Annotated in this window: 13 protein-coding genes; all 13 read right to left on the bottom strand. The window is 54.4% G+C overall.

The annotated features are described in order from the left end of the window. Position 1 precedes the first annotated feature (1 nt). The 13 genes from HMPREF1141_RS10570 to HMPREF1141_RS10510 all read right to left on the bottom strand — a co-directional run bounded on the left by HMPREF1141_RS10570 (position 2) and on the right by HMPREF1141_RS10510 (position 12,319). A complete protein-coding gene (locus tag HMPREF1141_RS10570) occupies positions 2–700 on the bottom strand; it encodes a zinc metallopeptidase (protein ID WP_009063538.1) in 699 nt (232 codons plus the stop codon). A gap of 12 nt (positions 701–712) precedes the next feature. After that, positions 713–1,639 carry a methionyl-tRNA formyltransferase gene (gene fmt / locus HMPREF1141_RS10565; RefSeq protein ID WP_009064247.1) on the bottom strand — a complete coding sequence of 309 codons (927 nt, stop codon included), beginning with the start codon at positions 1,637–1,639 and terminating at the stop codon, positions 713–715. A gap of 20 nt (positions 1,640–1,659) precedes the next feature. Next, positions 1,660–2,130: a peptide deformylase gene (gene def / locus HMPREF1141_RS10560; protein WP_009063604.1), complete on the bottom strand. Its 471-nt coding sequence runs from the start codon at positions 2,128–2,130 to the stop codon at positions 1,660–1,662. A gap of 18 nt (positions 2,131–2,148) precedes the next feature. Then, the gene (gene priA, locus HMPREF1141_RS10555; protein WP_009063886.1) at positions 2,149–4,587 is read right to left on the bottom strand and encodes a primosomal protein N'; all 2,439 of its coding nucleotides are present in this window, start codon (positions 4,585–4,587) and stop codon (positions 2,149–2,151) included. Between the two features lie 22 nt (positions 4,588–4,609). Continuing rightward, entirely contained in the window at positions 4,610–4,837 is a 228-nt protein-coding gene (locus HMPREF1141_RS10550; protein WP_009063908.1) for a DNA-directed RNA polymerase subunit omega, read from the bottom strand. Next, a complete protein-coding gene (gene gmk, locus HMPREF1141_RS10545; RefSeq protein WP_035316905.1) occupies positions 4,818–5,444 on the bottom strand; it encodes a guanylate kinase in 627 nt (208 codons plus the stop codon). The genes HMPREF1141_RS10550 and gmk overlap by 20 nt, the downstream gene beginning before the upstream one ends. Continuing rightward, the gene (locus tag HMPREF1141_RS10540) at positions 5,431–5,706 is read right to left on the bottom strand and encodes a DUF370 domain-containing protein (protein WP_009063440.1); all 276 of its coding nucleotides are present in this window, start codon (positions 5,704–5,706) and stop codon (positions 5,431–5,433) included. The genes gmk and HMPREF1141_RS10540 overlap by 14 nt, the downstream gene beginning before the upstream one ends. Before the next feature lie 23 nt (positions 5,707–5,729). Further along, positions 5,730–6,608 carry a YicC/YloC family endoribonuclease gene (locus HMPREF1141_RS10535; protein ID WP_009064217.1) on the bottom strand — a complete coding sequence of 293 codons (879 nt, stop codon included), beginning with the start codon at positions 6,606–6,608 and terminating at the stop codon, positions 5,730–5,732. 191 nt (positions 6,609–6,799) lie between these two features. After that, positions 6,800–8,200, bottom strand: a complete 1,401-nt coding sequence (locus tag HMPREF1141_RS10530; protein WP_009063894.1) for an oxaloacetate decarboxylase subunit alpha — start codon at positions 8,198–8,200, stop codon at positions 6,800–6,802. Positions 8,201–8,213: 13 nt separating this feature from the next. After that, positions 8,214–8,642: a biotin/lipoyl-containing protein gene (locus HMPREF1141_RS10525; protein ID WP_009063645.1), complete on the bottom strand. Its 429-nt coding sequence runs from the start codon at positions 8,640–8,642 to the stop codon at positions 8,214–8,216. A gap of 53 nt (positions 8,643–8,695) precedes the next feature. Beyond that, on the bottom strand, positions 8,696–10,054 hold the full coding sequence (locus tag HMPREF1141_RS10520; RefSeq protein ID WP_278245199.1) for a carboxyl transferase domain-containing protein: 1,359 nt from the start codon (positions 10,052–10,054) through the stop codon (positions 8,696–8,698). A 266-nt stretch (positions 10,055–10,320) separates the two neighbouring features. Next, positions 10,321–11,133 (bottom strand): pseudouridine synthase, encoded by an 813-nt coding sequence (locus HMPREF1141_RS10515; RefSeq protein ID WP_009064221.1) that lies wholly within the window; start codon positions 11,131–11,133, stop codon positions 10,321–10,323. Between the two features lie 28 nt (positions 11,134–11,161). Next, positions 11,162–12,319, bottom strand: coding sequence for a D-alanyl-D-alanine carboxypeptidase family protein (locus tag HMPREF1141_RS10510; protein ID WP_009063640.1), 1,158 nt, complete (start codon positions 12,317–12,319; stop codon positions 11,162–11,164). Positions 12,320–12,354 lie beyond the last annotated feature (35 nt).

Genomic DNA, 12,354 nt, shown 5'->3' with positions numbered 1-12,354 from the left:
ATTATCTCCTTCGGTTCCCCGCGATCGCCAGCAGGCGAAGCAGAGATAGGATTGAGGCAAAGGCCGCGGCCACATACGTCATTGCGGCGGCCCGAAGTACCTTGGACGCACCGTGTAGCTCCTCTTCTGAGAGCATGCCGGAGCGTTCCAGAGCGCTGATCGCCCTGGCGCTGGCGTTAAACTCCACCGGCAGGGTCAAAAGTGAAAAAAGCACGGCCAAACTGTACAGAGCGATTCCCGCATAAATCACGCCTTCATATTGAAGCGGCAGAAATAAACCGATCAAAATCAGCGGAATCGCCAGCTTGGAGGAAAAATTCACGGCGGGAACAAGAAGCGCCCGCAGTTTGATTGGGAAATAGCCGTGCGCATACTGCACCGCATGTCCTGCCTCATGGGCCGCCACGCCGACCGCAGAAATGGTGGCGCTGCCATAAACCGGCTGGCTCAGGCTGATGCTGTTGTTTCTGGGGTCGTAATGGTCGGTCAGCTGGCCGCCGATCGGCTGGATCGGCACGTCGGTGATCTCATGAAAGCGCAAAACCTGGCGGGCTGCCTCTGCTCCCGTCAGGTTTCGACGATTTGGAATCTGAGAATATTTGCGAAAGGCGGACTGCACCTGAAGCTGAGCCGCCAAAGAGAGGATCAGCGCAGGCAGAATGAAGATAAAATACGTTCGGTCATAAAAGAAATAATCCATTGTAACCCTCCGTCAGAATCCCATCCGGGTTTCCGGTAACGCAGGATGTCCCCGCAAAAAATCGGAGCCGTCCATGCGTTTACCACCTTCATATTGAACTGTCATCAGCTTTAATGCTGTGTTTTGTCCGCAGCAGACGAGAAAATCCTTTCCGGGAAGCACCTGCCCCGGCTCGCCGGATTCATCCCCGCACACCTGCGTTTGATAGATCTTGATCCGTTTGCCCTGGTAAACAGAGCAGGCAACCGGCCACGGGGAAAGCCCGCGCACAAGGTTGTGGATTTCCTGGGCGGAACGGCTCCAGTCGATCACAGAAAGCTCGCGGCTGAGCATCGACGCGTAGCTGGCGCCCTCATTTCCCTGAGGCCTGCGTTTCAGAGTGCCGGCCTCAAGCTGCCGCAGCGTTTCGACGAGCACCTGTGCGCCCAGCTCCCGCAGGCGGTCAAATAACTCGCCGGAAGTCTCGTTCTCACCGATTTTTGTCTCCTCTACCAGCAGGATGTCGCCGGTATCGAGTCCTTCGTCCATCTGCATGGTAGCGACGCCGGTCACTTCGTCCCCGTTGATCACGGCCCACTGAATCGGCGCCGCGCCGCGGTATTTCGGCAGCAGAGAAGCGTGAACGTTGATACAGCCGTGCAGCGGAAGCTGCAGAATCTCTTTCGGCAGCAGCTTTCCATAAGCAACAACTACAATAACCTCCGGAGAAAGGGAGGCAACCAGCGCGGCGGCTTCCGGCGTGCGCAGAGTGGCCGGCTGGTAAACGGGAATTCCGCGCTCCAGAGCAAGCTCCTTCACTGGCGGCGGGGCCAGTGCATAGCCCCGGCCTTTCGGCTTATCCGGCTGAGTGAAAACCCCGCACACCTCGTGTCCGGCGTCCAGCAGAGCCTGTAAACAGGGAACCGCGAAATCCGGTGTTCCCATAAAAACGATCCGCATCGGGTTTTCCTCCTGTGTGGTTATTCCATTTCATCCTCGGAAAGGATGCGGCTGGCGCGCTCTTTAAATACAATTCCGTTGAGGTGATCGGTTTCGTGGCAGAAGGCCCGCGCCAAAAAATCAGTTCCCTCTATCTCGAAGAATTTCCCATTTCTGTCCTGCGCGCGAACCTTCACGTGCATCGGACGCTTGACCATGCCATACTGCCCCGGGAAAGACAGGCAGCCCTCGGCGCCGTCCTGTTCGCCGTCGCTTTCGATGATTTCGGGATTCACCAGCTCAATGATGCTATCATCCTCCACATTCACCACAACGATCGCACGGCGCAGGATGCCCACCTGGTTGGCGGCAAGGCCGGCTCCGTTCGCGGTAATCACCGTTTCTCTCATGTCATCCAAAAGGGTAGCAAGTTTATCATCAAATTTTTCAACGGGACGGCATACTTTTTTTAAAATCGGGTCGCCGTCCTGTACAATTTTACGAATTGCCATGTTCTATTCCTCCATTCGTTATAGGGCGGATACAGGGTTTGTATCCACAAAAGCCGTAACCTGCGCAAAGCGCCGTTCGGCAGAAAACTCAATGAAAAGACGCGACAGCATCGCGCGCAGCCGTTTATCGTTCCTGCATTTGATGAGCAGCTGATAACGGTATTTGTTGCTGACCTTTGTCACCAGCGCCGGGGACGGATCCAGCACCCGCAGCGGCAGATCGGAATATTCCCGGCCGGCCAGATTGCGCAGCAGATTCATAAAATATAGGCTGGCCTGGCAAACCTGTTCCTCCCGCTGCCCGACAAAGCCGATCAGAACAAAATCGGCAAACGGCGGGTACAGCATTGCCTGCCGGAACTGGATTTCTTCCCGATAAAAGGTGCCATAGTCCTGTGCCGCCGCAAGACGGATGACACGGCTCTCGGGCGTAAAGGTCTGAATGATAGCTCGGCCGTGATTAGAGCCTCGTCCGGATCGGCCAACTACCTGGGTCAGAAGATCAAAGGAGCGTTCGGAGCATCGAAAATCATCTCCGTAAAGGGACTGATCAGCGGAAAGCACACCGACGAGCGTCACATTGGCAAAATCCAGGCCTTTTGCGACCATTTGAGTTCCCACGATAATATCATATTCCCCATTTTCAAAACGGCTAAGCTTCTTTTCGTAAGAAAAACGTCCCATGGTGCTGTCGGTATCAAGCCGCAGAACCCGGGCCTGCGGGAAAAGCTGTGCCAGCTGTTCTTCCGCTCTCTGCGTTCCCGCGCCAGAAAAGCGAACTTCATCCTGCCCGCAGCTCGGGCAGCGGCGGGTGGCCGGTACGGAATAGCCGCAGTAATGACACATCAGGCGATGATTTGCCGCATGGTACGTTAACGAAATACTGCAATTCGGGCAGCTTACCACAGCGTTGCACGCTTTGCACGTAGCAAAAGTGTGGTACCCGCGCCGATTTAAAAGCAGGATGGCCTGCTCGCGCTTGGCAAGGGTATCTGTCAGTGCCTCTTTGAGCGCTGTACTGAATACCGTGGAATTTCCGAGAAGGATTTCCTGGTTCATGTCCGCAATCGTTACCTGCGGAAGCTCGGCCGGGCCGTATCTGCTGGGAAGCGGGTACATCGAATACCGGCCCTTCTGGGCAAAGTAAGTGGTTTCGACTGACGGGGTGGCGGAACAAAGCAGCAAAAGCGCTTTGTGGTATGCGCACCGGAATTTTGCCACGTCGCGCGCGTGGTAGCGCGGTGCGGATTCCGATTTATACGTAGCCTCCTGTTCCTCATCCATTACGATCAGGCCCAGGTGCTCAAAGGGAGCAAATACAGCAGAGCGGGTACCCACGACGATTTTTGCCTGTCCATTTTTGACCCGCTTCCATTCATCGAGCCGTTCTCCCAGAGAAAGCCCGCTGTGAAACACCGCAACCTGTTTGCCGTATCTTTGATGAAACAAAGCAACCGTCTGCGGGGTCAACGAAATCTCCGGCACCATCACGATCACACCGCGGCCGTCGGCAATCACGTCCTCAATCAGCCGCAGATAAACCTGTGTTTTTCCGCTGCCGGTTACGCCGTACAGCAAAGAGACCGCCGCGCCGAAACGATACCGGCCCAAAAGCCCTTCATACGCTGCCTGCTGCTCGGGAGAGAGCGAAACATCCACCTCTTCGGCGGATTCCTGCGCCTTTTCGTACGGGTTTCGATACTGCTCCTCCTCATAATAGGAGGCCAGACCTTTTTTCACCAATGCGTCGGGCACGGATACCGTAACCCCCGCAAAGTAGCACAACTCCTTCACCGACACACGGCCAATCGAAAGCAAAAGCTCGAACACTTCCCGCTGCTTTGGGGAAAGGGAATCGGGCATTTCTTCCGCAGTGAGGCGGATCATCTTGCGCATGGCGTCGCCGATTCGGCGGGTGGCCGCGCTTTCCTTCCGGATAACGCCGAGAGAGCAAAGTCTCTCCAAAGCCGAAGGCCCATGCCGGGAATCGAGCATCTGCAGCAGTTCTTCCTCTGCCGCAGCCTTCTGAGAAAGACGGCTGAGCAGCAGCCGTTCTGTCTCGGAGAAGTTCTGCTCAGGGAATTCCTGCTTTGGGGCAGCCAACACATACTGTGTGGAGATTTTAAAGTTAATCCCCGCGGGAAGCAGCAGCTTCACCGCGTCAAACAGGCTGCAAAAATATCGTTCCTTCAGCCAGGGAACCATCCGGAGCTGTTCCGCGGAAAGCAAAGGCGTTTGGTCCAGCACCGCCGTTACCGGTTTGAGCAGTTCGGGCTGTTCGCAGGACTGCAAAGAGAGGATCATTCCCTGCCGCCCCCGGTTGCCGCTGCCAAAGGGCACCATTACCCGGCACCCGGGGGCAGCCTGCATCCCCGGCGGCAGAAAATACGTAAACTCTTTGTCAAAATGATATGCCGTGTTTTCAACGGCCACACCAACCGCGGTCATTTGTTCCATGAAATTATTTCACCTGCCGGGATTATTCGTGAAAAAAAGAATCCGGATTTTTCTCCTGAGTCGGCACAATAATCTTATATTTATGCTGGATAAAATCCCGTACCGCCAGATCTACCGGCTTTTCAATCAGAATATCCCCTGCCTTTTCGGCTTCATCCGCGATTTCTCTCGCGCGTTTTGCAACTGCAACCACAATCGAGTATTGGCTCAAATTCGGGGTGGAAAAAGCTTCATGTGATGGTCTCAGCATAATTTAGCATCCTTTCAATATCGGCATCGGCACGACCAAAGCGGAGTTTCTCCGCACACAAAATGGAACAGATCTGTTCCACTGCGTGGTCTACCGTATCATTTACAATTAAATAGTCGTAATGCTTCGCTTCTAAAATTTCGCCGCAGGCGGATTCCATGCGCTTCTGGATCACCTCTTCGGTGTCTGAAGCACGGTGGCGCAGGCGCGATTCCAAAACCTCCAGCGACGGCGGCAGCAAAAAAACGCTGACACAATCGGGATGCTTTCGCTTGATCTGGGCGCCGCCCTGCACTTCGATCTCCAGAATCACGTCAAGGCCCTGCTCCTGCCACTCGCGTACGGGCACAGCAGGCGTACCGTAATAATTGCCGCAATACTCGGCGTATTCCAGCATTTCCCCGCGCTCGATCATCTCCTGAAAGTGCTCGCGGGTGACAAAGAAATAATCTTTTCCGTCTATCTCACCGGGCCGGGGGCTGCGTGTGGTAGCGGAAACCGACAGCCGCACGGAATCATTCTGGCGCAGCAGCTCGTGCAGCACCGTATCCTTCCCAACTCCGGACGGCCCCGAAAACACCAGCAGCAAGCCGTTAGTCATCCTCATCCAGCTCCTCATCCGCAATATCTTCCTCCCGATCGTTCAGTCGGTTGGCGACTGTTTCGGGCTGAACAGCAGACAGAATCACATGGTCGCTGTCTGTGACGATCACCGCGCGGGTACGTCTGCCATAGGTCGCGTCAATCAAAGTGCCGCGCTCCTTGGCATCCTGTATGATGCGCTTGATCGGTGCGGATTCGGGACTGACAATTGCCACCAGACGATTGGCGGACACCATATTGCCAAAACCAATGTTTATTAGCCTCATGCCGTGTTTCCTCCTAAGAATGACTATTCGATATTCTGAATCTGTTCTCTGATCTTTTCAATTTCAGCTTTCATATTTACCACCATGTAGGCGATCTGGGAATCAGACGCTTTGGAGCCGATGGTATTTGTTTCGCGATTCATTTCCTGAACAAGAAAATCCAGCTTTCTGCCGATGGCCTCCGAGGATTCCAGCATCAGATTTAGCTGGTCAAAATGACTGCGCAGGCGAACGGTTTCTTCCGCCACGGCAATTTTGTCCGCGAAGATAGCGGCTTCTGTCAAAATGCGCTGCTCTTCAATATTGCTGTCGTGCAGAACATCCTGCAGGCGGGCCAGCAGCTTCTGCTGGTATTCCTGTACTGTAACGGGGGAACGCTCCTCCACCGTCTGTACCAGAGACAGAATCACCCCGGCACGGGCCAAGATGTCCTCCTTCAGGCGGGCTCCCTCCCGTTCTCTCATCTGGAGCAGCTGCTCCATGGCCTGCCGGGTCACCTGGGAAACATACTCCCAGGTCTGATCTTCATCCTCCGGCGTGCGGTGAACGGTAAAGATATCGCTGTACCGGGCCAGGCCCATCACAGTGATGTCATCCCTTAAATCATATTTGTCGCGCAGTTCTTTCAGCGCATTCAAATAGCCCGCAGCCATTGAATGATTTACCAGAACCTGCGCATCGGCGTCCTCCAGCGTTTCAACAGAAACGAAAACGTCCACCTTGCCGCGGGAGATTCCCTGCTGCAGCAGCGCTTTCAGCTTTTCGTCCAAAAAAGAGTATCCCCGTGTAATCTTTGAGTTAAACTCAAAGTACCGATGATTGACCGATTTGATTTCAACTATGATATATCGCCCATCCAGGGTTCCCTCTGCGCGGCCATACCCCGTCATACTTTTTATCATGGCGTATCATCCCAACGTTAGTAAGTTTGCGAAAGCCCAGCTTTCAAAATATTATCACTTCATTTTACCAGCTTTATGATACAATTGCAACCGTCACCGTTTATTATGGAGGAAAAAAGCGCCAGCAAGGAATAACAGCCCCAGCGCCTGAAAAGGCCCTGGGACTGTTAACAGATACCATGTCAATTACATCAAACAGGATGAACCTGCTTCTCTTCGTTTGCAAGCTTGCTGTTGATGCCATATTTGGCGTCGCGGCGTTTGCGGAAGAAATCTTCGGCCACCTTCGGGAACTGAGCGTAAGAGAGAACATCCTCCTCCTGCTCTGTCCACTGGGCTGCTTCCTTGCGCAGGGTTTCCAGCTCGGGAGAAAGCAGATCGGCCGGGCGGCAGGTAATCGGTGTTTCATCGCCGATGATCTTTTTCTGGAATGCGGGATCGATCTCAACCGGAGTCTTGCCGTACTTACCGGCTACCATATCCTTAAATTCCTTGGTGCACATCTTATAGCGCTCGCCGGTGATCACGTTGAACACAGCCTGTGTTCCGACGATCTGAGAGGTGGGCGTTACCAGAGGCGGATAACCGGAATCCTGACGGACACGCGGAACCTCCTGCAGTACTTCTTCCAGCTGATCGGCCTTGCCGGCCTGCTTGAGCTGCGACAGCAGGTTTGACAGCATGCCGCCGGGTACCTGATAGTGAAGCGCCTTGGTGTTGGTGGCCAGCATCGAAGGATCGAGCAGACCGTTTTGAATATACTTCTCGCGCAGAGTCATGAAGTACTCGCGGATTTCATTGAGCAGAACCAGATCCAGGCCGGTGTCGTACTCGGTGCCCTCGAATGCGGCAACGATCGATTCCGTCGGCGCGTGAGAGGTGCCCAGAGCCAGCGGCGACATCGCGGTGTCGATCCAATCCACACCGGCTTCCACGCCCTTGATCATACACATGGAGGCAAGACCGGAGGTGTAGTGGGTGTGCAGCTGAATCGGCAAATCCACAGCGGATTTGAGCGCCTTGACGAGCTCTTCCGTGCGGTATGGGGTCAGCAGAGCAGCCATATCCTTAATGCAGATGGAGTCTGCGCCGGCTTCCTGAATCCGTTTGGCATAGTCGATATAATACTCATTGGTAAAGACAGGGCCGGTCGTGTAAGAAATACCGACCTGTGCGTGCGCCCCCTCTTTCTTGGCGGCCTTGATGGCACGCTCGAGGTTGCGCAGATCGTTCAGCGCGTCAAAAATACGGATCACATCGATGCCGTTTGCGACGCTGCGCTGTACGAAATAATCGAGGACATCGTCCGCATAGTGGCGGTAGCCAAGCATGTTCTGGCCGCGGAACAGCATCTGCAGCTTAGTTTTGGGGCAAAGACGGCGGATGGTGCGCAGTCTGTCCCAGGGGTCTTCGTTCAGAAAGCGCAGGCAGGCATCAAACGTAGCGCCGCCCCAGCACTCCAGAGAGTGAAAGCCCACTTTATCCAGCTCCGGCAGAATCGGGATCATTTCCTCAGTGGACATTCTGGTCGCGATCAGGGACTGATGCGCGTCACGCAGAACGGTTTCGGTAATTCCAATTTTTTTAGCCATAATTCAGCCTCCCTTACTGGAAGGATACAAGAGCGTCGCCCGGATTTACGGCGTCACCCTTCGATACATGAACACCTGCAATCACGCCGTCCTGTGCAGCCATGATTTCATTTTCCATCTTCATGGCTTCCAGGATCATAAGAGTCTGACCCTTCTTGACGGAATCGCCGGCGGAAACGAGAACATTCAGAATGGTGCCGGGCATGGGAGCGTTCACGCTGTTCGCGCCCGCAGCCGGTTTTGCCGCCTTAGGAGCAGCAGGAGCGGGAGCCGGAGCAGGTGCGGGCGCAGCCACAGGGGCCGGGGCCGGAGCAGCCGCTACCGGAGCGGGAGCGGCAACAGGAGCCGGGGCAGCTGCGGGAGCTGCCGGAGCCGCAGCGCCGGTTTCTTCTACCTGTACGTTATAAGCGACACCGTTTACGGTGACTATTAAATTTTTCATTTTTATATCCCCTTTTCATTCAATCGATACGAAAAACGTTTTGCGGATTGTTTTTACATCGGAATATTGCTGTGCTTCTTCGGCAGGGTGGAAACACGCTTGCCGGCCAGCATCTCCAGGTGAGAAACCAGCTTCTGGCGGGTTTCTTCCGGAAGAATAATATCTTCCACATAACCGTCGGCGGCAGCTGCAAAGGGCGACGCCTGAGTCGTTTTATAATCTTCAATCAGCTGTTTGCGCTGTTCGATGGGATTTTCTGAACCAGCAAGCTGGTCGCTGGACTGGAACAGAGCGGCCGCAGCGGGAGAAATGGGAGATACCACCGCGCTGGTCCATGCCATTGTCACATCCGCGTTGGCGCCGCGGCCTGCGGTGGCAATATAGAACGCACCCACAGCCTGGCCGGAAATCACGGTGATCTTAATGGTCGTCGCCTCGGAATACGCAGCGGAGAGCTTTGCGGCCTCACGCAGAGACGCAAACTTGTCAGCGTCCACAATAGTGACGATCGGCAGAGAAAACGCGTCGCAGAAGCGGACAAACCGGGCGGCCTTCGAGCAGCAGTACGAGCCGACGATATCCTGATAACCGATCACGCCCACAGACGCGCCGTTGATCAATGCCAGACCGGTAATAGCGGAGGTGCCGTACTCGGGGCAGAACTCCATGTAGCTGCCGTCATCCACAACCGCATTGATAATATCCGTTACCTTTGCGCCCTCCTGCAGCTCGGAATTGCTGCAAACGCCAAGAGCGTCCGCTTCCGGTACAAGAGACAGGTTATTCGAGGGCAGGCGGCAAAGCACCTTGCGTGCTCTGTCCAAAGCATCCTCTTCGGTCTTCTCTACCCAGTGGGCCAGTCCGAGCTTGGACGCCGCCTTTGCGGAGCCGTTCTCATCTGCCGTTTCTATGGTAAAGGTGGCGTTTTCCGCCATAATCACAAAGTCAGCGCCCGCCGCAATCAGAGCAGAAGTGCCTACGCAGGGACCGAGCACAACGGAAACCTGAGGAACCACACCGGAAAGATTATTGCTTTTCAGCAGAATATCTCCATACGCCGCGAGCAGCTCGGCTCCCTCTTTCAGATGTCCGCCCACAGAATCGTAGATTCCCACAACCGGTGTTCCGGTCTTCAGCGCCAGATCATACAGCTTGCGAATCTTATACGCCTGCGTTTTGGACATTGCCCCTCCGTCGACCTCGCTGTCCTGTGCAAAAACATAGACCGGCAGACCACCGACATATCCAAAGCCGGTTACAACCTCTGCCGAATGGTCAGCAGATTTTGCATAAGCATCCAATTCCTGAAAGGAGCCTTCGTCTACCAAGAGGGAAATGCGCTGATACACTTTTTTACTCCCAGCAGCATCGCGAGCGCTTTGTAGCAATTCTTTATTGCCGACAACACTCATGTTTTTGTTCCTCCATTCCTTTGCAATATACTGATTTTTCACGATACAGATCATACAGATGACTCATGACTTATGCTCAATTCCGTTCTTTCTTCTCCGAAAAAAAGCGAAAATGAATCCATAATTCAGCAATCAATACTTGGTATTATTATACTGTATTCCCAAGGGAATAACAAGCCGAAAGACACAAAAAATTCAATTGTTATACGGAAAAATGCGAAAAAAGACGGAATGTTCAAATAAGGAAGCATCCCGTCTCTTTGGTATCATTTTTTAGAAGAAAACTTGGTGCTGCGCCGCACCGCGGGTCTGGCGGCAGCTTTCGGGCGCTCCGGCTCTGGTTCGGCGGCTTTGTCCTCTTTTGCCGCGACCATCAGGCGCTTGACCTCTTCCCCGGTCAGGTTCCGCCACTGCCCCGGCTGGAGCATTCCCAGACGAACGGGGCCGACAGCGGTGCGCTTGAGGCGGGCGACATCCAATCCCAGAGTTTCGCACATCTTTCGGATCTCGCGGTTGCGGCCCTCATACAGAACGATTTCCAGCACAACTCTGCCCGGCTCCTGCGAAATGATATGCACATTGGCGGGCGCGGTTTTCTGGCCGTCGATCACAATTCCAACGGCGATCTGCGTCAGCTGATCCTCCGTTACGCCGGGGCGCACAGTGACGCGGTATGTTTTCGGCACATGCTTTGAGGGGTGCGTCATCGCGTTTGCAAACGCACCGTCGTTCGTCATCAAAAGCAGGCCTTCCGATTCTCTGTCAAGCCGGCCCACGGGGTAAACCCGTTCCGGAATCTCGCTGACCAGCTCCGCTACGCATTTGCGGTCCATTTCATCGCTCATGGTCGTGATGAATCCGCGGGGCTTGTGCAGCATGATATATATATTTTTGCTGCGCTTTACGACATTTCGTCCGTGAACCGTCACCTTGTCTTTTCGGACGTCCACCTTGTCGCCGATCTTCGCAACCATTCCATTTACGCGCACGGCACCGGCGGCGATCAGCTCCTCCGCTTTTCTGCGGGATGCGATTCCGCTGTCCGCGAGCATTTTTTGCAGTCTTACGTCTTTTGCCATAAATTACTTCCTAACTGAATTTTCTGATTTATTGAAAAATCGATTTGATTTTGTCCCATATTTTTTCCATCCGTGTTTTTTCCGGCTGAGGGCATTCTACTGCCTGCTCTGCCAGAAGCGGAACCTCGATGATCATCTTCCCGTCCAGCCAATAGCTGACGGAGCCCACCATTTCCCCTTCTCTGATGGGAGCATACACAAAATGCGGAAGCTCCACCATCTGCACAAGCCGCGCGATTTCATCGTCTGTCAGCGAAATGCTGTCCGCCGAGCCGGGAATCACCGAAACCGTATCGGTCATGCCGCCAACAATGGGAAGCGTATAACGCAGGGAAGCGGTATCCGGAGTAAACGAATGCAGCTTTGCAAAGCCATAGTCATAGAGCTTGATATGATCATCCCAGTCATTCGGCGCATTGAGTGTAACCGCCACAAGGCGAACGCCGTCCCGCTGGGCCGCGCTGACCAGGCACCGCCCCGCCTTTTTGGTAAAGCCGGTTTTGATGCCGATGCTGTCCGGATACAGACTGAGCAGGCGGTTATGGTTCCCGTAGTTGATCGTCTGCTCCGGGTTGATAAACTTGACGGTCATCTGCTTTTGTGAGACGATCCCTGCAAACCGGCTGTTGTTCATCGCCTCGATCCCCAAAAGCGCCATGTCGTACGCAGTCGAATAGTGCTGATCCGAATCCAGGCCCGAGGGCGTAACAAAGTGGGTATTCTTCATGCCGATTTCCTGCGCACGGGCATTCATCAGCTCCGCAAATTTTGTCACATTGCCGGCCATGGCAATCGCCGCGGTATTGGCGGCATCGTTGCCTGAAACCATCATCATTCCCACGGCAAGATCGCTCAGACGAAGCTTGTTCCCGGGCATCAGCCCCATAGAGGAGCCTTCCACCCGAACCATCTCATCCGTAACGGTCACGACCGGGTCCTTGACTTCGGCCTGCTCCAACGCGAGCAAGGCCGTCATGATTTTTGTTGTGCTGGCCATGGGCAGCTGCAGGGATTCCTGCTTGGCAAACAAAACCTTGCCGCTGTCCGCATCGATCAATACTGCCGCTTTGGCAGAAATCTCAGGCGTGCTGGTTTTCGCCTGTTCCTGCGCAGATACCGCCGGGAACAGCGGGATCATCAGAACTGACGCGGTCAATACCGCAAAAAATCTCTTTAACAAACTCATCACCTGCCTGCTAATAGTATGCAGGCAGGCGCCGG

It is taken from the genome of Clostridium sp. MSTE9 (genome assembly GCF_000277625.1).
GTDB lineage: Bacteria > Bacillota > Clostridia > Oscillospirales > Acutalibacteraceae > Faecalispora > Faecalispora jeddahensis.
This window is presented reverse-complemented; position numbering and strand designations above follow the sequence as displayed.